Annotated in this window: 16 protein-coding genes; 5 read left to right on the plus strand and 11 right to left on the minus strand. The window is 73.0% G+C overall.

What is annotated here, in order from left to right; translation table 11 throughout:
* Positions 1-140: 140 nt before the first annotated feature.
* Positions 141-2363, plus strand: coding sequence for a DEAD/DEAH box helicase (locus GB864_RS08640; RefSeq protein ID WP_160424091.1), 2223 nt, complete (start codon positions 141-143; stop codon positions 2361-2363).
* 196 nt (positions 2364-2559) lie between these two features.
* Here GB864_RS08640 and GB864_RS08645 read toward each other — a convergent pair whose 3' ends face one another.
* Complete coding sequence (locus GB864_RS08645; protein WP_160424093.1) at positions 2560-4671, minus strand: RecQ family ATP-dependent DNA helicase; 2112 nt, start codon at positions 4669-4671, stop codon at positions 2560-2562.
* A gap of 83 nt (positions 4672-4754) precedes the next feature.
* Here GB864_RS08645 and GB864_RS08650 point away from each other — a divergent pair, with 83 nt between their 5' ends.
* Together GB864_RS08650 and GB864_RS08655 are read left to right on the plus strand one after the other, a co-directional pair.
* Positions 4755-5132 (plus strand): hypothetical protein, encoded by a 378-nt coding sequence (locus GB864_RS08650; RefSeq protein WP_160424095.1) that lies wholly within the window; start codon positions 4755-4757, stop codon positions 5130-5132.
* Positions 5133-5179: 47 nt separating this feature from the next.
* A complete protein-coding gene (locus tag GB864_RS08655) occupies positions 5180-6040 on the plus strand; it encodes a GDSL-type esterase/lipase family protein (protein ID WP_160424097.1) in 861 nt (286 codons plus the stop codon).
* 24 nt (positions 6041-6064) lie between these two features.
* Here the strand turns inward: GB864_RS08655 and mnhG are convergent, their stop codons facing one another.
* From mnhG to GB864_RS08685, 6 genes are read right to left on the minus strand one after another with little or no spacing between them, the layout of a single operon-like run.
* The gene (gene mnhG, locus GB864_RS08660) at positions 6065-6418 is read right to left on the minus strand and encodes a monovalent cation/H(+) antiporter subunit G (protein WP_336603932.1); all 354 of its coding nucleotides are present in this window, start codon (positions 6416-6418) and stop codon (positions 6065-6067) included.
* Positions 6415-6690: a monovalent cation/H+ antiporter complex subunit F gene (locus tag GB864_RS08665; protein WP_160424099.1), complete on the minus strand. Its 276-nt coding sequence runs from the start codon at positions 6688-6690 to the stop codon at positions 6415-6417. Before GB864_RS08665 ends, mnhG begins: the two co-directional genes overlap by 4 nt.
* The gene (locus GB864_RS08670; RefSeq protein ID WP_160424101.1) at positions 6687-7346 is read right to left on the minus strand and encodes a Na+/H+ antiporter subunit E; all 660 of its coding nucleotides are present in this window, start codon (positions 7344-7346) and stop codon (positions 6687-6689) included. The genes GB864_RS08665 and GB864_RS08670 overlap by 4 nt, the downstream gene beginning before the upstream one ends.
* Complete coding sequence (locus tag GB864_RS08675; RefSeq protein WP_160424102.1) at positions 7343-8956, minus strand: Na+/H+ antiporter subunit D; 1614 nt, start codon at positions 8954-8956, stop codon at positions 7343-7345. The genes GB864_RS08670 and GB864_RS08675 overlap by 4 nt, the downstream gene beginning before the upstream one ends.
* A complete protein-coding gene (locus GB864_RS08680; RefSeq protein ID WP_160424104.1) occupies positions 8953-9543 on the minus strand; it encodes a sodium:proton antiporter in 591 nt (196 codons plus the stop codon). The genes GB864_RS08675 and GB864_RS08680 overlap by 4 nt, the downstream gene beginning before the upstream one ends.
* Entirely contained in the window at positions 9540-12551 is a 3012-nt protein-coding gene (locus GB864_RS08685; RefSeq protein ID WP_160424106.1) for a Na+/H+ antiporter subunit A, read from the minus strand. Before GB864_RS08685 ends, GB864_RS08680 begins: the two co-directional genes overlap by 4 nt.
* A 112-nt stretch (positions 12552-12663) precedes the next feature.
* Here GB864_RS08685 and GB864_RS08690 point away from each other — a divergent pair, with 112 nt between their 5' ends.
* Positions 12664-13893, plus strand: coding sequence for an ATP-binding protein (locus GB864_RS08690; RefSeq protein WP_336603933.1), 1230 nt, complete (start codon positions 12664-12666; stop codon positions 13891-13893).
* A gap of 117 nt (positions 13894-14010) precedes the next feature.
* Here the strand turns inward: GB864_RS08690 and GB864_RS08695 are convergent, their stop codons facing one another.
* On the minus strand, positions 14011-14904 hold the full coding sequence (locus tag GB864_RS08695) for a hypothetical protein (RefSeq protein ID WP_160424110.1): 894 nt from the start codon (positions 14902-14904) through the stop codon (positions 14011-14013).
* Positions 14905-15084: 180 nt separating this feature from the next.
* Between GB864_RS08695 and GB864_RS08700 the strand changes: the two genes are divergently transcribed.
* A complete protein-coding gene (locus tag GB864_RS08700; protein ID WP_160424111.1) occupies positions 15085-16056 on the plus strand; it encodes an FKBP-type peptidyl-prolyl cis-trans isomerase in 972 nt (323 codons plus the stop codon).
* A gap of 61 nt (positions 16057-16117) precedes the next feature.
* Here GB864_RS08700 and GB864_RS08705 read toward each other — a convergent pair whose 3' ends face one another.
* From GB864_RS08705 to GB864_RS08715, 3 genes are all read right to left on the minus strand, one after another.
* On the minus strand, positions 16118-16750 hold the full coding sequence (locus GB864_RS08705; RefSeq protein ID WP_160424113.1) for an ECF transporter S component: 633 nt from the start codon (positions 16748-16750) through the stop codon (positions 16118-16120).
* 98 nt (positions 16751-16848) lie between these two features.
* Entirely contained in the window at positions 16849-17712 is an 864-nt protein-coding gene (locus GB864_RS08710; protein WP_160424115.1) for an energy-coupling factor transporter transmembrane component T family protein, read from the minus strand.
* Positions 17709-19643 (minus strand): ABC transporter ATP-binding protein, encoded by a 1935-nt coding sequence (locus tag GB864_RS08715; RefSeq protein WP_160424117.1) that lies wholly within the window; start codon positions 19641-19643, stop codon positions 17709-17711. The genes GB864_RS08710 and GB864_RS08715 overlap by 4 nt, the downstream gene beginning before the upstream one ends.
* Between the last annotated feature and the right edge of the window lie 181 nt (positions 19644-19824).

The following is a 19824-nucleotide window of genomic DNA, read 5'->3' on the forward strand; positions in this document are numbered from 1 at the left end:
GCGGATAGTCACACGACGTATGTGCAACGGCCCCGGTTGATTCCACACCCGGGTTCACGACGCCGCGCTTGCGCGCGGGGTCGCCACATGCACGGGCGCGCCACGAGCGCGGCCCGCGAGCAGAACCCAGAAAGCACACCATGCCGAAGAACAAGAAGCCCGCCGGCGGTCGCCCCGCCCGCAACTTCGACCCGAACTTCGCCGCAGCCAAGAAGGCCGCGAAGAAGCAGGCCGGCTCGCGCAGCCCCGGGCACCGCGGCTACCGCGCCCCCGAGGAGGCCCCCGCGGGCAAGGACCGCTGGAGCCGCGACGAGCGCGTCGCCGCCGGCCGCTCCACGCACCGCTCCACCCGTGAGGGCCGCGAAGAGCGCGCCCCGCGCGACGACCGCGCTCCCCGCCAGTACCGCGAGGACCGCCCCCAGCGCCGCTCCGACGACGACCGTCCGCGTCGGTACGACCGCGACGACCGTGCGCCGCGCCGCGACGACCGTGGCGAGCGTCCGCAGCGCCGTTTCGAGGATGACCGTCCGCGTCGGTACGACCGCGACGACCGTGCGCCCCGTCGTGACGACCGCGATGACCGCGGCCCGCGTCGTGACGACCGCGGCGACCGCGGCCCGCGTCGCGATGACCGTGGCGAGCGTCCGCAGCGTCGTTTCGAGGATGACCGTCCGCGTCGGTACGACCGTGACGAGCGTGCCCCGCGTCGTGACGACCGTGCCCCGCGTCGTGATGACCGCGATGACCGTGCGCCCCGTCGTGACGACCGCGGCGACCGTGCCCCGCGTCGTGACGACCGCGGCGAGCGTCCGCAGCGCCGCTTCGATGACGCGCGCCCCCAGCGCCAGTTCCGCGAGGACCGCCCGCAGCGCGGTGCCGACCGCGGCGACCGCGGCCCCCGCCGCGACGACCGTCGCGAGTTCGACCGCCCCGGCTTCCAGGCCTCCGAGCGTCGGGCATCCTCGTTCTACCCGTCGCGCGAGGACCGTGCGCCCCGCACCGACCACGACGACGTCGTGCTCGAGCGCCTCGAGGCCGAGGCCATCCAGGCCGAGACCGTCGAGGGCGTGACCTTCGGCGACCTCGGCCTCGGTGGCAACATCGTCACGGCGCTCGCGGGCCTCGGCGCCGAGCACCCGTTCCCGATCCAGGCGGCGACCATCCCCGTCGTGCTCGAGGGCCGCGACGTCCTCGGACGCGGCAAGACCGGTTCCGGCAAGACCATCGCGTTCGGCGCGCCGACCGTCGAGCGTCTCGCGAACCTCTGGGCCGCCTCCGGCAAGGCCGGCGGCAAGCGCCAGATGGGCCGCGCCCCGCGCGCGATCATCCTCGCCCCGACGCGCGAGCTCGCCCTGCAGATCGACCGCACCGTGCAGCCCATCGCCCAGTCGATCGGCCTGTTCACGACCCAGGTCTACGGCGGCGTCCCCCAGGCCCGCCAGGTCGGCGCGCTCCGCCGCGGCGTCGACATCGTCATCGGCACCCCCGGCCGCATCGAGGACCTGCACCGGCAGGGCCACCTCGACCTCTCGGGCATCCAGATCACGGTGCTCGACGAGGCCGACCACATGTGCGACCTCGGCTTCCTCGAGCCGGTGCAGCGCATCCTGCGCGAGACCCCCGCGGGCAGCCAGCGGCTGCTCTTCTCGGCCACGCTCGACACGGGCGTCGCCGCGCTCGTCGACGAGTTCCTCACGGACCCCGCCGTCCACGAGGTCGCCGGCGAAGAGGCATCCTCGTCGACCATCGAGCACCGCGTGCTCGTCATCGACAACCGCGACAAGCGCGACTTCGTCGCCCGCCTCGCCGACCGCAACGGCAAGACGCTCGTCTTCAGCCGCACCCGGGCGTTCGCCGAGGACCTCGTGCAGCACCTCGAGGACGCCGGCGTCTACGCCGTCGCCCTGCACGGCGACCTCAACCAGGCCAAGCGCACGCGCAACCTCGCGCAGCTCACGAGCGGCCGCGTCGACGTGCTCGTCGCGACCGACGTCGCCGCGCGCGGCATCCACGTCGACGACATCGATCTGGTCATCCAGGCCGACGCCCCCGACGAGTACAAGACGTACCTGCACCGCGCCGGCCGCACCGGCCGCGCCGGCAAGGCGGGCCGCGTCGTGACCCTCATCCCGCGCAACCGTCAGCGCCGCATGGAGGACCTCCTCTCGCGCGCCGAGATCGCCGTGGACTTCGAGTTCGCCGAGCTCGGCGACGACGTGGTGCTCGAGATCGCCAACGGCGAGGTCGAGCTGCCCTCCGTCGCCGCGGGCACCCACGAGGGCGACCAGGATGACGAGGGCGTCGAGTTCCTCGTGATCGACGACGAGTTCGACGACATCGAGGTCGAGGCCGCGGCGAAGTAACCCCGGCACTGCCCCCGATGGGCGGGTCCGCGCATGGCGCGGGCCCGCCCATCGTCGCATCGTCTGGCCGCGAGTGGGTAGCGCGTGCGGGTGCGCAGGGCGCGGCACCCGCGCTGCCTACCCACTCGCGGATGGTGCGAGCGGAAGCGCTCGCCTGCAGCGCGAGTCGCGGCTCAGCCGCGGAGCGCGACGCCGGTCAGCCGCGGAGCGCGAGTGCGAAGGGCAGCACCGAGCCCGCTCCGGCGCGGCGCAGTTCGCGGGCCGCGACGGTGAGGGTCCAGCGGCTGTCGGCGAGGTCGTCGACGAGGAGGACCGGGCCAGGCGGGAGGTCGAGCCCGGAGGCATCCAGACGGTTCCAGAGGCCGGCGAGCCGGAACGCGCTGTTGCCGCCGGGGCCGCCCGTCGGGCCGCCGTCGACGAGCGAGAGCGCCCCGAGGTAGGGGAGCCGCCCGATGCCGGCGAGGCCGCGGGCCAGGGAATCGACGAGCTCGGGGCGCGAGCGCGACGGCATCGCCACGACGGCGGCGGGGCGCTCGGCCCAGCCCCACTCGGCGAGCACCCGCACGCACGCGTCGAGCAGGGCCGGCGGCACCGGGGCGTCCGCGGCACCGGCGGCGAACAACTCGCGGAGCGGGCCGCCCCAGCCCAGGTCGGTGAGCCGCGCGAGTGCCCGGCCCTCCTCGGCGCGCTCGCCCGGCGCGATGCGGCCCCTCGCGTCGATGCCGAGGCGGTCGGCGCCGGTCGGCCACTGGCCGCGCGGTTCGATCGGCACGCCGACGCGGTCGAGCGCCCCCTTGGCGGTGGTCGCCGCCTCGTCGTCGAGGCCGGTCGGGAACCAGGCGCCCGCGCAGTTGTCGCAGCGCCCGCACGGCACCGCCGTGTCGTCGTCGAGGGAGCGCTGCAAGTACTCCATGCGGCACCCGCGCGTCTGCTCGTACTCGATCATGTGCGCCTGCTCGGCGATGCGTTCGGCGGCGATGCGCTCGTAACGCGCGGCGTCGTAGACCCAGGGCTCGCCCGTGGCGACCCAGCCGCCGGAGACCCGGTGCACGGCGCCGTCGACGTCGAGCACCTTGAGCAGCAGTTCGAGCGGGGTGCGGCGCACGTCGACACGGGCCTCGAGCGCGGGCGTCGACGTCGGACGCTCCGGGTCGAGCGCGGCGAGGACGCGCTCGGCGCGGTCGCGGTCGGGCATGGACGCCGTCGCGAAGTAGTGCCAGATGTCGGGATCCTCGGCGCCCGGCAGCAGCAGCACGTCGGCGTTGTCGGTCGCGCGGCCGGCGCGGCCGACCTGCTGGTAGTACGCGACGGGCGACGAGGGCGCGCCGAGGTGCAGCACGAAGCCGAGGTCGGGTTTGTCGAACCCCATGCCGAGGGCGCTCGTCGCGACGAGCGCCTTGACCTCGTTGCGCTTCAGCATCCCCTCGGACTCGGCGCGCTCGTCGGGGTCGGTCTGGCCGGTGTACGCGCGCACCGCGTGACCGCGCTCCCGCAGCACGCGGGCGATGTCGACCGCCGCCGCGACCGTGAGCGTGTAGATGATGCCCGAACCCGGCAGCTCGTCGAGGTGGCTGATGAGCCACGCGAGGCGGCCAGTCGAATCGGGCAGGCGCAGCACGCCGAGCCGCAGGGAGGCGCGGGCGAGCGGGCCGCGGATCGTCAGCACGTCGCCGGCCGCGCCCCCGAGCTGCTCCGCGACGTCGGCCACCACCCGGCTGTTGGCCGTCGCCGTCGTGGCGAGCACCGGCACCCCGGCCGGCAGCGCCGCGATGAGCTCGCGCAATCGCCGGTAGTCGGGCCGGAAGTCGTGGCCCCAGTCGCTGATGCAGTGCGCCTCGTCGACGACGAGGAGCCCCATCCGGCGCACCAGTGCCGGCAGTTGCTCGTCGCGGAAGCGCGGGTTGTTCAACCGCTCGGGGGAGACGAGCAGCACATCGACCTCGTCGGCGTCGAGCCGTGCGAGCACGTCGTCCCACTCGTGGGCGTTCGCCGAGTTGATCGCGACCGCCCGCACACCGGCGCGCTCGGCCGCGGCCACCTGGTCGCGCATGAGCGCGAGGAGCGGGGAGACGAGCACGGTCGGACCGGCGCCCGCCCGGCGCAGCAGGAGCGTCGCGACGAAGTACACGGCGGACTTGCCCCAGCCGGTGCGCTGCACGACGAGGGCGCGTCGCCGTCCGCCGACGAGGGCCTCGATCGCCTCGTACTGCCCGTCGTGGAACTCGGCGTCGTCGCGGCCGACGAGGTCGCGGAGCGCGGCGAGCGCGGCGGCGCGGCCCGCATCGGGGGAGTCGGGCGAAGCGGTCATCCCACCAGCATCCCCGATCCCTCCGACAACCGGGGACGGCGGGGCATCCTCGGCTTCGCGGGCACAGGCGGCACGCTGTGCGCATGACGAACGCCGATGCGGAGCCGCGCGCCGCCGCCTACTGGATCTGCTGGCTCGTGGTGCTGCTCGCCGCCGGACTCTCCCTCGTGCTCTCGATCGTGCAGGTCGTGAACGACGGCATCGGCAACGAGGATGCCCTCTACGCGGCGTCGCGCAGCACGGCGCTCCTCGTCGTGGCGGCGATCGCACCGCTCTTCCGCGCGGACGAGGCGCTGCTCGCGATCGCCGTCGCGCTGACGATCGTGCACGGCCTCGACGCCTACGTCGGCACCACGCAGGGCAGCGTCCTGCTGACCGTGCTGCCCATCGGGCTCTGCCTCGCCACCCTCATCTCGGCGACGTTCCTCGCCCGCAGCGACCGGGTGCGCGGGCGGCTCTGAGCCTGTTCTCGCACCGACGTCGCGTTTCCGATCCCCTGGAGCCGCACATGCGCGCGCGATCCCGCACGGCGCTCGTCACCTCCCTGAGCGCTGCCCTGAGTACCCTCGCGCTCGCGCTCGGCCTCGTCGGGTGCGCCGAACCCACGGTCGCCGAACCCACGGTCGCCGCAGCACCGCCGCCCGCCCGGATGGCCGCGATCGGCACCTCGCTCTCGGTCGCGTACGACAGCTGCGGGTTCGGCGACTGCCCGCAGTACAGCTGGTCGACCGGCACCAACGCCGTACTCGACTCCCACGCGACCCGCCTCGAGTCCGTCAACCCGGAGCTCGAGAGGGCGAACTACGCCGTCGCCGGGACGACGGCCGCGGGCCTCGACGCCCAGGCGGCCCAGGCCGTCGCGTTCGGGGCGGAGTACGTGACCGTCGACATCGGGGCCAATGACGCGTGCACCCCCACGACCGACGGGATGACCGAGACGGCGACGTTCACGACGCAGGTGCAGACCGCGCTCGACCGGATCGCGGCGGGCAACGGCGGGCGGACGCGGATCTTCGTGTCGAGCATCCCGAACGTCGAACGCATCTGGGAGGTCGGCAAGGAGCGCGCCGCGGCACGCCTGATCTGGGAGACCAGCGGCATCTGCCAGTCCATGCTCGCCCGGCCGACGTCGACCGCGCACGCCGACGTGGAGCGCCGCGACGCCGTGCAGTCGCGCGTCGACGAGTACAACGCGGCGTTGCAGCAGGTCTGCGCGGCGACCCCGAACTGCACGTGGGACGGCGGGACCGTCGCCGACTACCGCTTCGTGCTGGCCGACATGTCGACGCTGGACTACTTCCACCCGAGCATCGCGGGGCAGCGGAAGCTCGCGGCACTCACGTGGCCGAAGACGCCCTTCGGGAGCTGACGGCACCGCTCGGGACGGCCGGCATCAGCGCCCCCGCACGTCGAACTCGTCGATGTCGGCCGCGAGGTCGTCGCGGATGAGCAGGTCGCGGCGCACGTGGTCGCTGCGATAGGCGGCGCGGCCGAGCATATGGGCCGTCACCGGTTGGGTGAGCAGCTGGAACGTCATGACGATGACCGCCGTGGTCAGGTTGGCCCACGACGGCGAGGCGACGAGCACCGCGACGAGCACGCTCGCGAGGCCGAGCACCTGCGGCTTCGTGCCCGCGTGGAGGCGCGTGAGGACGTCGGGGAAGCGGAGGATGCCGATGCCGGCCGCCATCGACAGGAACGCCGAGAGCAGCACGAGCAGCGCGATGACGATCTCCCCGGCGCTCACGAGGCATCCTGCTTTCCCATGAATCTGGCGATGGCCACGGTGCCGGTGAAGGCGAACAGCGCGAGCACGAGCAGCACCGGCAGCAGGTCGATGTTGCCGGTGAGGGCCATCGATGCGCCCGCGGCGCACATCGAGATGGCGAGCAGCACGTCGGTCGCGAGCACCCGGTCGAGGATGCTGGGGCCGCGCACGATCCGCACGATGGCCGCGACGGCGCCGGCGGCGAACATGAGTCCGGCGACGATCGACACGATCACGAGGAAGGGGCTCATCCCTCGTCCTCCTTCCGGTGCCGTCCGGCACCCGGGGGCAGCGGCGTGCCCATCGAGTCGGGCGAGGCGGACTCCCCGGCCGAGCGTCGGGCGCGGCGCTCGGCACGGATGCGCTCGGCCTCCTCGTGAGTGCCGACGGCGAGCACGATGCGCTCCTCGGTGCCGATGACGCCGTGCCGCACGTGCTCGACGTCCGCCTCCGTGCGGGTGCCGATCGCGTGGAGGTAGAGCACGCCGCGCTCGCGGTCGATGTCGACGACGACCGTGCCGGGGACGACGGAGATCGCCTCGGCGGTGAGCGTCATGACGACGTCGGAGCGGGTGTGCAGCTGCACGGCGATGATCGCGTTCGAGGGCTGCCAGCGCGGGTCGATCGCGAACCAGGCGATCTGCACGGAGGCGCGCGAGACGTCCACGATCATGCGCGCGCCGAGGACGAGCGCGCGCCACAGGTTGAGCCGGCCGGAGAAGAGGACGGGCGGCAGGTAGAGCACGCGCTGCACGACGACGGCGATGAGGATGCCCGTGACGATGGTCATCACGGTGACCGAGTCCCACAGGAACAACCACAGTGCGACGAGCGCGAGGAAGATCGGCAGCTGCCGCCAGGCGACCTGGTACCAGCGGAGGGAGCGGCGCGGCGTCTCGATCGTCACTGCACGCCTCCCGGGAACACGACGCCGATGTAGATCGACGGGTCGAGGAGGCCGGCCGCGGCGCGGGCGGAGAGGTCGAAGAGCGGTCCGGCGAACACGGTGAGCGCGAGCGAGAGGGCGATGAGCCCCGTCGTCGCGATGACCATCGACGGCGGCACGGTGCGGGTGGCGACGAGGGTCGCGCCTGCGGGCGCCTCCTGCAGCGACTGCGTGAGCCGCGAGCTGAAGCCCTCGACCTCGCCGCGGCCGCGCCAGAACGCCATGTTCCAGAACCGGGTGACGGCGTAGAGGGTCATGAGCGAGGTCGCGGCACCCACGGCCATGACGACCCAGACGACCCACGCGGCATCCGCGGTCTGCGAGGCGGCGAAGGCGCCGCCGACGTTGCCCTCGTCGACGGCTTCGGCGCCCGCGAGGAACAGGCCGAGCTTGCCGAGGAAGCCGGAGAGCGGCGGGATGCCGCCGAGGTTCATCGCGGGGATGAAGTAGAGGATCGCGAGCCACGGCGCGACCTTCATGAGCCCGCCGAGCCGGCTGATGGAGGTCGCCCCGCCGACGCGTTCGATGAGCCCCGCGACGAGGAAGAGCGCCGTCTGCACGGTGATGTGGTGCACGACGTAGTAGACGGTCGCCGTCATCGAGCTCAGCGTGCCGATCGCGATGCCGAAGACGAGATAGCCGATGTGGCTGACGAGCGTGAAGCTCAGCAATCGTTTCAGGTCGGCTTGGGCGAGGGCGCCGAGGATGCCCACGAGCATCGTGAACGCCGCGATGACGAGCAGCACGATCGTCAGGTCGTTGTCGGCGAAGAGCAGCGTCTCGGTGCGGATGAGCGCGTAGACGCCGACCTTCGTGAGCAGGCCCGCGAACACCGCCGTGACGGGGGCGGGCGCCGTCGGGTAGGAGTCGGGCAGCCAGAACGAGAGCGGGAAGACCGCGGCCTTGATGCCGAAGGCCAGCAGCAGCATGAGGTGCAGCACGAGCTGGGTCTCTTCGGGCAGCCCGCCGAGACGAACCGAGAGCTGCGCCATGTTCACCGTGCCCGTGGCGCCGTAGATGAGGGCGATCGCCGAGAGGAAGAACAGCGAGGAGACCAGGCTCACGATGATGTACGTGACGCCGGCGCGGATGCGCTCGCCCGTGCCGCCGAGCGTGAGCAGCACGTAGCTCGCCGAGAGCAGGATCTCGAAGCCGACGTACAGGTTGAACAGGTCGCCCGCGATGAACGCGTCGAAGACGCCGGCCGAGAGGATCAGGTAGGCCGGGTGGAAGATCGAGATCGGCGTCTCGCGATGGTTGTCGGCGATGCCCTGGCCGACGGCGTACACGAGGACGCCGAGCAGCATGAGCGCCGACACGAGCAGCATGATCGCCGAGAGCCGGTCGACGACGAGCGCGATGCCCCACGGGGCCTCCCACCCGCCGAGGTGCACGGCGATCGGGCCGTTGCGGTCGACTTCGATGAGGAGCAGCGTCGCGATCGTCGCGACCGCGAACAGCGTCGCCGTGGAGACCGCGACCTGCGCGCGCGGGTGGCGGCCGAGGATGAGGGCGAGCGCCGCGCCGAGCAGCGGCACGAGCACGACGAGGGGCACGAGCGCGTCGGTCATGCGCGGCTCCCTTCGTCATCGTCGGTCGAGTAGCCGCTTGCGGCGTATCGAGACCCGGGACGGCCCGTTGCGGGGTCGTCGGGCGGGTTCGGGCGGGTGAACCCGTCGGGTTCGTCGAGGTCGAGGTGCGCGAACTCGTCGTCGGGTTCCTCGTCGGACTCCTCGATGATGCGCTGGATGGCCTCGTCGTCCTCGTGGCTGGAGCGCTGCAGGTCGGCGTGCTCCGACATGTCCTCGTCGAGGTCCGCCTCGTCGCCGATCTGGTCGCCCTTCGCGCCGAGCTGCGCGAGCCACCAGGAGCGGTAGATGAGGGCGAGCATGAACGCCGTGATGCCGAGGTTGATGACGATCGCGGTGAGGATGAAGGCCTGCGGCAGCGGGTCGCTGATCGAGGCCGGGTCGACGCCGTCGCCGAGGATCGGCGCGAGACCGGGCGCCCCGGCCATGACGAACATCAGGATGTTCACCGCGTTGCCCGCGAGGAGGAACCCGATGAGCACGCGCGTCAGCGAGCGCTCGAGCATGACGTAGACGCCTGCGCCGAACAGCACGGCGGCGAGGACGACGAGGGTGAGGCTCGCGCTCATGGCGTCACCTCCGCCGACGTGGGGTCGCGCAGGGCGGATGCCGTGGCCTCGTTGCGCGGCTCGGCCGGGCCGGCACCGCCGGCGGCCTCGTTCTCGGCCGTCTCCTGCACCTCGCGCTGGTGGTCGACCTCGGCGCCGAGGGCGCGCAGGATGTCGAGCACGAGGCCGACGACGACGAGGTACACGCCGATGTCGAAGAGCGTCGACGTGCCGATCGAGATCGTGCCGAGGAAGCCGGCATCGGCCTCGAACCACGTCGAAACGAAGGCCGTCTCGCCGAAGAAGATCGGTGCGGCGGCTGTGCCCGCGGCGAGCAGCAGGCCGGTGCCGAGCAGCGTGCCCGCCTGCACCGGCGCCGCTTCGCCGAGCTCGTAGCGGCCTCCGGCGAGGTAGCGCGCGACGAGCGCGAGGCCCGCGACGAGCCCGCCCGCGAACCCGCCGCCGGGGGCGTTGTGGCCGACGAAGAGGAAGAAGACCGACACGACGATCGCCGGGTGGAAGAGCAGGCGCACGAGCACCTCGAGCAGGATCGACCGGTTCGTCGGCGTCAGGGTGCGCCCGGCGAGGAGCCAGGTCTGCCGCGTCTCCGCGGCATCCGCGAGCTCGTCGTGCTCGTCGGCGACGTCGGCCAGGCGCGGGCGCGCCCCGCGGATCGACCAGGCGGGCTCCGGCACCGGCTTGCGGCTGCGGCGGTCGACGGCGAGGTCGAGCCGGGGTGCGCCGCCCGTGCGGCCCGTCACGAAGACGAGTGAGGCGACGCCCGTGGCGACGGCGATGAGCACGGAGATCTCGCCGAGGGTGTCCCACGCGCGGATGTCGACGAGCATGACGTTGACGATGTTCTTGCCGTGCGCTTCGATCGCGAGGGCAGGCAGGCCCTCGGCGATGGTCGGCTCGATGCGCGCGCCGAGGGCGATGAGCCCCACGATGCCCATCGTCGCACCGGCGAGGACCGCGATGAGTAGACGCCACCGGCGCTTCGCCGGCGGGTTGCGCGTGCCGAGGTCGCGCGGCAGCCGGCGCAGCACGAGTACGAACACCACGAGGGTGAGCGTCTCGACGAGCGCCTGGGTGAGCGCGAGATCGGGTGCGCCGTTCAGGCCGAACATGAGGACGAGGCCGTACCCGGTCACGCCCACGAGCAGCACCGCGGCGACGCGCTGCTGCACGACGGCGGCGGCGACGCCCGCGATGATCATGACGGCCGCGAGCACGGGCTGGACGCCGGAGTCCCAGAGGCGCAGCTCCTCGGGCCAGGCGCCGCTCGCGAGGGCCGCACCGCCGACGCCGCCGACGAGCACGACCAGGAACACCGCGAGGTAGCCCGGCAGGCCGCGCTGCTGGATCTTCACGGTCAGCCAGGCGGCGAAGCGGTCGATCGCGCCGACGATGGAGAGGTAGCCGCGACTCGAGTCGACGAGCGGCGGGACGGCGGCCTGGAGCCGGGAGACCTCGCGTTTCGCGACGACGAGGAACGCGCCGACCGCGAAGACCGCGAGCGAGAGGAAGAGGGCCGGCTCGAGTCCGTGCCAGAGCGCCAGGTGGTACGGCTTCCCGCTGGAGGGGAACTCGTGGGCGTAAGCCGCGAGGAGCGGCTCGACGAGTCCGGGCGCGAGCGCGAACACGAGGCTGAGGGCCGCCAGCAGCAGCGGGACGATCGAGATCGTCGGCCCCGGCAGGTGCAGCTTCGTCTCGGCGACGCCGTTCTTGCGCCAGAAGGCGCCCCACACGAAGCGCACCGCGTACGCGACCGTCAGCATCGAGCCGATGACCGCGCCGACGAGGGCGACCCACGCCCACGGCTCGCCGTGCGTCGCCGCCTCGAGCAGGCTCGTGAAGACGGCCTCCTTCGCGACGAAGCCGAACAGCGGCGGCACACCCGCCATCGAGGCGGCCGCGACGATGCCCGCGGTCGCGACGAGCGGCATCCGCCGGCCGAGCCCGGAGAGCTTGCGCCAGTCGCGCGTGTGCGCGGCGTGGTCGACGATGCCGACGACGAGGAAGAGCGCCGCCTTGAACAGCGCGTGCGCGAGCAGCAGCGCGACCGCGGCGAGCGCCGCATCCTGCGTGCCGATGCCGGAGACGAGCATGAGGAAGCCGAGCTGGCTCACCGTGCCGTAGGCGAGCACGAGCTTCAGGTCGTACTGCCGGAGCGCGCGCCAGCCGCCGACGAGCATGGTGAACGTGCCGAGGCCGATCACGATCGGCGCCCAGATCGCGAGGTCGGCGTAGCCGGGGGCGAGCCGCGCCACGAGGTAGACGCCCGCCTTCACCATCGCGGCGGCGTGCAGGTACGCCGAGACCGGCGTGGGCGCCGCCATGGCGGCCGGGAGCCAGAAGTGGAACGGCACGAGGGCGCTCTTGGAGATCGCCCCGAGCAGGATGAGTCCGATCGCCCACTCGCCCGCCGCCCCCGTGACCGGGTTCGCGACGAGCTCGGCCAGGCTCGTGGTGCCGCCCGCGACGGCGAGGATCGCGAGCCCGACGAGCATGGCGAGCCCGCCGAACGTCGTGACCGTGAGGGCCTGCAGGGCGGCGCCTCGGCTCGCCTTGTTGCCCGTGTAGTGGCCGATGAGCAGGTAGGACAGGACGCTCGTGAGCTCCCAGAACGTGAACATCACGAAGACGTCGTCGGCGGTGACGAGGCCGAGCATGACGCCGGCGAAGGCGAGCAGCAGCGCCGCGAAGCGGCCGAGTCCGGGCTCGTCGTCGTCGAAGTACCGGGCGCAGTAGGCGAGCACGCCCGCCCCGATGCCCGTGACGATGAGGGCGAGCAGCAGCGAGAGCGCGTCGAGGCGGAAGTCGAGGGCGATGCCGAACTGCGGGATCCATTCGACGCGTTCGGTCGGGATGCCGCCGTCGAGGACGGCGGGCAGCAGCGTGGCGAGCCAGACGAAGACGGCCGCGGGCAGCAGGGCGATGACGAGGAAGACGCGGGCGTGCAGGACGCGTGCGAGGAACGGCGTGGCCACCGCCAGGGCGGCGAACAGCGCGAGGCTCGGGATCATCCCACCTCCTCTGCGCGACCGTCTCGGGTTCGGTCAGTCTACCGGCCGTCTTGGGAGTCTTACCCAGGTTTATCTGCTTGCGGTAAATCGAGTTCAGGTTCAGAATCCTCGCGTGGATGCGGTCACGAACCCCTATACGCCCAATGCCGGTGCGACGCCCGAGGCGCTCATCGGCCGCGACGAGCTGCTGGACTCGTTCGACATCCTGCTGCGCCGCCTCGAGCGGGGGCGCGCCGAGCAGTCCATGATCCTCACCGGCCTGCGCGGCGTCGGCAAGACCGTGCTGCTCGGCGAGTTCGCCCGGCTCGCGCTCGCCGCGAAGTGGGAGGTCGTCGAGCTCGAGGCGATGAAGCACGACGACAAGCGCTTCCGCCAGGTGCTGTTCTCGCAACTGCGCTCCGCGCTCCTGCGCATCTCGCCCCGCGCCCGCTGGAACGATCGCGCGCGTCGCGCGGCCGGCGTCCTCTCCTCCTTCGGGCTCACGGCATCGACCGACGGGTCCGTCGCCGTGACGTGGGACATCGAACCGCTCGAAGGGGCCGGCGACCACGGCGAGCTCGCGCTCGACCTCACCGACGTGCTCGTCTCCCTCGGCGAGCTCGCCGCCGACCACGGCCACGGGTTCGTGCTGCTGGTCGACGAGGTGCAGTTCCTCGGCGAGCGGCAGCTCGAGGCCGTCATCCAGGCCATCCACCGCACGGTGCAGCTGCGCCTGCCGATCACGTTCGTCGGCGCGGGCCTGCCGCAGATCGCCGAGCTCGCCGGCGACGCCAAGTCCTACGCCGAACGACTCTTCCGCTTCCCCGAGGTGGGTTCCCTCGAACGGAGCGAGGCCGACCTCGCGTTCTCGTCGCCCGCGCTCGCCGAGGGCGTCGGCTGGGAGGCCGACGCACTCGACGCCGCCTACGCGCTCACGCAGGGCTACCCGTACTTCATCCAGGAACTCGGCTACCAGGTGTGGTCGGTCGCCCAGGCCTCCCCGATCACGGCGGCCGACGTCGCCGTCGCCCGCGAGGCCTACGAGTCCAAGCTCGACGGCTCGTTCTTCCGCGTGCGCCTCGACCGCACCACACCGCTGCAGACGGCCTACCTGCGCGCCATGGCCGAACTCGGCCCCGAGCCGCAGAAGGCGTCGGAGGTCGCGAAGCTCATGGGCCGCGAGTCCACCCAGCTCGGCCCCACCCGCGCCGAGCTCATCGACATGGGACTGCTCTTCACGCCCGTCCACGGCTACGCGGCGTTCACGGTGCCCGACTTCGACCGTTTCATGCTGCGGGCCGTGCCCGAGCTCGTCGTGCCGCCGCCCCGACACCGGAAGAAGGACTCCCCGTCGGACGAGTAGGGAGCGCAGCGACCGGATCGAGACCCGGGTGACCCGACCTCGCGGGCGTCGAGCGGGGTCTCGATACGGCGCTTCGCACCTACTCGACCGGCGGGGGCCTACTCGACCAGTGGTGGGCTACTCGACCGGCGGGACCGTCCCGACGCCCGCGAGCATCGACAGGTCGACCGAGTCGACGCCCTCCCGTGCGATCGCCGCGGTGAAGGCCTCCTGCACGGCCGGCAGGTCCTCGCCGTCGACGCCGTCGAGCAGGTGCACGAGCTCGGTGCCGACGACGATCGACCACGCCAGGTCGGGATCGACCGGTTCCGTGCGGGGCAGTTCGTCGGCGTGGATGCCCGTGAGCCCGAGGTCCGCGAGCCGCGCCGCGAACGACCCCGGCTCGCCGACGTGCCGCACCGACGGCCCGAGGTCGGCCGGGTCGGCCGCGCCGAGCCGCTCGTCGAAGGGACCGGCCGCTTCGACGACGGCCGGGATCAGTTCGGCGAACGCCCGCCCCGCCCACACCAGGAACCCGATGCGGCCGCCGGGCCGCACCCGCGAGACGAGGTCGGCGGCGGTGCGCTCCACCTCGTCGTCGCCGACGACGTCGAGCGCGAGCGCCAACTGCACGACGTCGTACGAGCCGAACCCCCAGTCGGCGAGCCCCAGCCGGTGCAGCGCGAGCTGCGGCAGCGCCTCGCCGGCATCCGCCCGCGCGCGGAGCGCGAGCGCCTGATCGCGCAGCACGGCGTCGACCCGGCCGCCCGGGCCGACGAGCGCCGCCGAGGGCACCGAGGCGGCCCCGGTGCCGACGTCGAGCACGATCTCGTCGAATTGCGGTCTCGTGCGCACGAGCAGCGCATCGGCCGCCCGCTGCCAGATCAGCTCCGTCAGCGCGGCCGTCGCCTCGACATCCCGCGGCCGCCGAGGCGGAGCGGTGCCAGCGGTGTCATCCGTCGCCGAATCGTCGTTCCTCGTATCCGGTGCGATCTCGACCTCATCGTCGACCTCGGTACCGGGATCCCCCATCCCCATCCGCCCATTCTGCCCCCGACCGGGGCCCCGCCGCAGCGCCCGGCGGGGGATGTCGTGACCGGACGGTGATCGCCGTCACAGCGGATCGATCGGAGGAAGTGCGAGACTGGGTGTCGTATCCGCGCGGGCGCCCCGGGCCCCGACGCCCCGAATCGTCGAAACGAGACCTCCCTCATGAACCGTGCCCTGCGCCGCGGCGCGCCCGTCGCGCTCGCCCTCGCCTCCGCGCTCGTGCTCGTGGGCTGCTCCGGCAGCTCCGAGCCGAGCGAGACGACCGACGCCGCCGCCGCCGAGTGCCTCGACGTGCCCTCGGGCGACGCGAGCGACTCCGTGACGGTCGACGGTGAGATCGGCGGCGAGGTGACGGTCGAACTCGACGGCGCGCTCGCCGTCGAGGAGACCGAGCGCACCGTCGTCCAGGACGGCGACGGCGACGTGCCCACCGCCGACGCGTCGGCGATCGCGGTACTGAGCCTGTTCAACGGCGCCGACGGCTCGCCGCTCGCCGCCGGTCAGCAGCTCCCCGTGCCCTCCGAAGAGACGCAGCCCTACATCGAGGGCATCGAGAAGGCCGTGAACTGCCTGCCCGTCGGCACGCGTGCCGTGACGGTCGCGGCTCCGGCGGACCTCTGGGGCGACACCGGTAACGAGGCGATCGGCGTCGAGGCCGGCGCCACGATCGTCATCGTCGCCGACGTCATCGAGGCGCCCGAGCCCGAGGCGCTGCCCGAGCCGGGCGAGTGGACCGAGAACACGCCCACGATCGAGTTCCACGACCAGGCCACCGCGCCGACCCTCACCCTCAACGGCGAGCCGCAGGCCGACTTCCTCCGCTACGTCGTGACCGAGGGCGACGGCGAAGAGGTCGTCCAGGGCGACACCGTGAGCGTCATGTACTACGGCGTCGACGCCGCGACCGGCGAGATGTTCGACAACAACTACGGCTCCGACCCGATCTCGTTCGGCACGGGCGACGTGGTGCAGGGCTTCGGCGGCGGCCTCGTCGGCATGAAGGTCGGCTCGCAGTTCGTCGTCACGATGCCGCCGTCGCTCGGCTACGGCGAGGCGGGCGAGTCCTCGAGCGACCTCGCGGGCAAGACGCTCGTGTTCGCGATCGAGATCGTCGACACCACGCACGCGGAGTAGTCCCGCAGACGGAACGGCCGGCCCCCTCGGGGGCCGGCCGTTCTGCGTTCGCGGAGATCGGTCAGGATGCCTCGGGCGCGGCGTCCGGGTCGACGGCCGCGGTGCCCGTGGCGGGCGCGGGCGACTTGGGCGCGCGGACGACGCGGCCGTTCTCGACGGGCGCCGCGAGGCCGCGCACCACGCCGGTGCGCTCGACGCGCTTCGCGAGCGAGAGGCCGGCCCAGGTCGCGAGCACCTCGGAGAGGAGCAGCACGGCGAAGAAGGTGATCTGCAGGCCGAGGCCGTAGTTCGGCAGGTCGATGCTCGCGACGGCGTACGGCGCGTAGAGCGCCCCGAAGACGAGCGCGGCGACGTAGAAGAGCCACGGCTTCCAGTAGCGGTAGAGCGCGAGCGCGAAGACGATCTCGATGAAGACCGCGATCATGAGGTTCGTCACGATCGCGCTCGCCCCGTAGGGCTGGAAGGGCGTTTCGACGAGGCCGGCGATGAGGGCGACGAGGATGCCGACACCGGGACGGCGCAGCAGCGCCATGGCGACGACGATCGGCAGCAGCCAGATGCCGGCGACCGCGGCGAACCCGGGCGGGAAGACGCCGAAGATCGCGGCGGAGAAGTGGTTGACGGGGATGAGCAGCACGCCGGCGGCGGCGCCGATGGCGGCGCACGTCAGCAGCAGACGGGTGGGGAACTTCATGCGGGGCTCCTCGGCGGAGGTGGGACGTGGGAGTGGGGAGGTGGAACGGGCGGTGCGAGTGGTGCGGGCGGTGCGAGTGCTGCGGGCGCCGGGGCGGCTCAGCCGCCGCCGGTGCGGGAATCGCTGAGCGAGCCGAGGCCCGCCTGGATGACCCACCAGTAGAGCAGGACGGAGACCGCCCAGAACCCGACGACGAACACCCAGTCGCGGACCCGCCAGGGCACGAGGTGCCGCTCGGTGCGGGTCGGGTGGGCGCCGAAGGCGCGGGCATCCATCGCGAGGGCGACGCGCTCGGCGTGCCGGATCGCGCTCGCGAGCAGCGGCACGGCGTAGCCGAGGATGCGCTTCGTCGCCGCGATCGGGCCGCGGCCGCGCTCGGTGCCGCGGACGCGGTGGGCGGCGCGGATGACCTCGAGCTCGTGGCCGAACCGCGGCACGAACCGGTAGGCGGCGAGCGCCGTGTAGCCGACGCGGTAGGGCACCTTGAGGTTCTGCACCATGGCGCGCGCGAGGTCGGGCCCGGTCGAGGTGAGGCCCGCGATGAGGGAGAGCAGCAGCAGGCTCGCGAGGCGCATGGCGGTCGCGAGCCCCGTGAGGTAGGCGCTCAGCTCGAACGTCCAACCGCCGATCGTGACGAGCGGGATGCCCGCGCCGAGGGCGTCGGCCGGCAGCCGCGACGGGTCGACCCAGATGCCGAAGCTCACGCCGAGGACCGCGATGGCGATCGGCAGCCCGACGAGCAGCAGGGCGAGCATCCGGCCGGACAGTCGCGCGCCGGTCAGCAGCAGCACGAGGGTCAGCGCGACGAACGCCGCCGGGATCGCGACGCCGCGCGAGAACAGCAGGAGCAGCATGATCGGCAGCGGGCCGAAGAGCTTCGCGAGCGGGTTCAGGTGGTGGAGGTAGCGCCACTCCGGCGCCGGGGCGGCTTCGCGGTACGGGTCGATGGCGAGGGCGCTCATGCGAGGCGCTCCGCGGCGGTCGCCTCGGCGAGGTCGGCGGGGAACTCGGCCGGCGGGTGCGGCTCGTCGACGCGGCCGGGCAGCTGGGCGAGGCGCGTGACGGTGTGCCACTCCGGGTGCCGTCCGAGCGCGGCCGTCGCGCGTGCCAGCGGCGGGCGCCGGAGCCCGGCCTCCTCGATGAGCGCACCCGCGAGCACGTCTTCCGTCGGACCGACCCCGAGCAGGCGACCGCCGCCCATGACGGCGACATGGGTCGCGTAGTCGGCGACGAGCTGCAGGTCGTGCGTGACGACGAGCACGGTCGTGCCGCCGCGGTTGAGCGCCGTGAGGAGGTCGAGCAGTGCGGTCGCGCGCTCCCGGTCCTGGCCGAACGTCGGCTCGTCGAGCGCGAGCACCGGGGCGCCCGCGATGAGCGCCGTGCCGACGGAGAGCCGTCGCTTCTGCCCGCCCGAGAGCAGGAACGGATGCTGCTCGCGGTGCGCTTCGAGGCCGAAACGCGCGAGCATCGCATCGACGCGCGCACCGCGCTCGTCGTCGGGCACGCCCTGGATGCGGAGCCCGTGGTCGAGCTCCTCGGCCGCCGTGTGGGTGATGAACTGATGTTCGGGGTTCTGGAAGACGAAGCCGACGTGGCGGGCGAGCGTGCGCGGGTCGGTCGTCGCCGGGTCGAGCCCGTCGATCAGGATGCGGCCCTTCGGCGCCGGGATGACGCCCGCGATCGCCTGCAGCAGGGTCGACTTGCCGGCCCCGTTGACGCCGACGATCGCGAGGAAGTCGCCCGGCTCGACGTCGAGGTCGACGCCGTGGACGACGGTCGGGCCGCGCTTGCCGCCGCGCTTGACGTCGAGGCCGCGCACGCGGACGCCGCCTGACGGGTGCACCGCATCCGCCGGTCGAGTCGGCGCGCCAGCGCCGTATCGAGACTCCGCAGGGTCGCTCACCGGGTCTCGATACGCTTCGCTACTCGACCGACGGGGCGTCGCTGCTCGGCCGGCGGGGGCGGGCAGCGCAGGCAGCGAGTCCAGCGCGTCGAGGGCCGCGGTCAGCTCGGCCGGCGTGAGCGGCAGCTCGGGGATCGGCGCGCCGGCCTCGCGCAGCCGCATCGCGGCGAGTGTCGACACCGGCAGCCACACGCCGAGGTCGAGGAGGTCGTGGGCGAGCCCCCCGAGGATCTCGCGCACCGGGCCGTCGAGGACGAGCCGGCCCGAGGCATCCAGCACGACCACCCGGTCGACGAGGCCGACGGCCTGGTCGAGGTTGTGCTCGACGAGCACAATGGCGTGGTCGCCGTCGGTCGCGAGCTCGCCGAGCACGGCGTACACCTCGTCGATGCCGGCCGGGTCGAGGTTCGCGGTGGGCTCGTCGAGCACGAGCAGCGGGGTGCGCATCGCGAGCGCGCACGCGATGGCGAGGCGCTGGCGGCCGCCGCCGGAGAGCGTGTCGGGGTTGTCGAAACGGCGCTCCCAGAGCCCGACGCGCGTGAGCGACTCCTGCGCGCGGGCGAGCACCTCGTCGAGAGGCAGGAGCTGGTTCTCGGTCGCGAAGCACACCTCGTCGAGCAGGGTGCCGGTCACGATCTGGGCGTCGGGGTCCTGGAAGACCATCGCGGCGTGCTCGGAGAGCGCGCCGACGGGCGTGGTGCGGGTGTCGAGGCCGGCGAGCGTCACCGTGCCCTCGAGGGTCGCGGGCACATCGTGGGGGATGAGCCCGTCGAGCGCGAGGGCGAGCGTCGACTTGCCCGAACCGCTCGGGCCGAGCAGGAGCACGACCTCCCCCGGCGCCACGTCGAACGAGACGCCGTCGGGCGTCGCGCGATCGGCGCCGTCGTGGCGGATGCGGACGCCGTCGAGGCGGAGGAGGGGTGCTGGGGTCACGGGGCTTCCGAATGCGTGAGGATGCCGATGCCCCGCGGATCCCGTGCGGGACGGCATCCGCGGTGCGAGGAGTTAGGCCAGCCTAAGCGAACTGCGCTCCCCGTGCATCCGTGCGCTCGGCGGCCCGCCCGCTCAGGCCAGCCGCGCCCGGAAGCGCACCTGCGCGCGCGTGCGCGGCGTCGAGTGCAGCGGCGTCGGCGGGAGGCCCGTGGCCGCCGCCTCGAGCTCGGCGGCGATC

This window comes from Agromyces seonyuensis (genome assembly GCF_009789225.1).
Lineage (GTDB): Bacteria > Actinomycetota > Actinomycetes > Actinomycetales > Microbacteriaceae > Agromyces > Agromyces seonyuensis.

Excerpts from the sequence above, each read along its gene's own strand:
- GB864_RS08650 (WP_160424095.1), top strand. The coding sequence starts at position 4,755 with ATGACGAACGCCGATGCGGAGCCGCGCGCCGCCGCCTACTGGATCTGC.
- GB864_RS08665 (WP_160424099.1), bottom strand. The coding sequence starts at position 6,690 with ATGAGCCCCTTCCTCGTGATCGTGTCGATCGTCGCCGGACTCATGTTC.
- GB864_RS08680 (WP_160424104.1), bottom strand. The coding sequence starts at position 9,543 with ATGAGCGCGAGCCTCACCCTCGTCGTCCTCGCCGCCGTGCTGTTCGGC.
- GB864_RS08710 (WP_160424115.1), bottom strand. The coding sequence starts at position 17,712 with ATGAGCGCCCTCGCCATCGACCCGTACCGCGAAGCCGCCCCGGCGCCG.
- GB864_RS08675 (WP_160424102.1), bottom strand. The coding sequence starts at position 8,956 with ATGACCGACGCGCTCGTGCCCCTCGTCGTGCTCGTGCCGCTGCTCGGC.
- GB864_RS08700 (WP_160424111.1), top strand. The coding sequence starts at position 15,085 with ATGAACCGTGCCCTGCGCCGCGGCGCGCCCGTCGCGCTCGCCCTCGCC.
- GB864_RS08685 (WP_160424106.1), bottom strand. The coding sequence starts at position 12,551 with ATGATCCCGAGCCTCGCGCTGTTCGCCGCCCTGGCGGTGGCCACGCCG.
- GB864_RS08695 (WP_160424110.1), bottom strand. The coding sequence starts at position 14,904 with ATGGGGGATCCCGGTACCGAGGTCGACGATGAGGTCGAGATCGCACCG.
- GB864_RS08640 (WP_160424091.1), top strand. The coding sequence starts at position 141 with ATGCCGAAGAACAAGAAGCCCGCCGGCGGTCGCCCCGCCCGCAACTTC.
- GB864_RS08705 (WP_160424113.1), bottom strand. The coding sequence starts at position 16,750 with ATGAAGTTCCCCACCCGTCTGCTGCTGACGTGCGCCGCCATCGGCGCC.
- GB864_RS08645 (WP_160424093.1), bottom strand. The coding sequence starts at position 4,671 with ATGACCGCTTCGCCCGACTCCCCCGATGCGGGCCGCGCCGCCGCGCTC.
- GB864_RS08655 (WP_160424097.1), top strand. The coding sequence starts at position 5,180 with ATGCGCGCGCGATCCCGCACGGCGCTCGTCACCTCCCTGAGCGCTGCC.
- GB864_RS08715 (WP_160424117.1), bottom strand. The coding sequence starts at position 19,643 with ATGCCGTCCCGCACGGGATCCGCGGGGCATCGGCATCCTCACGCATTC.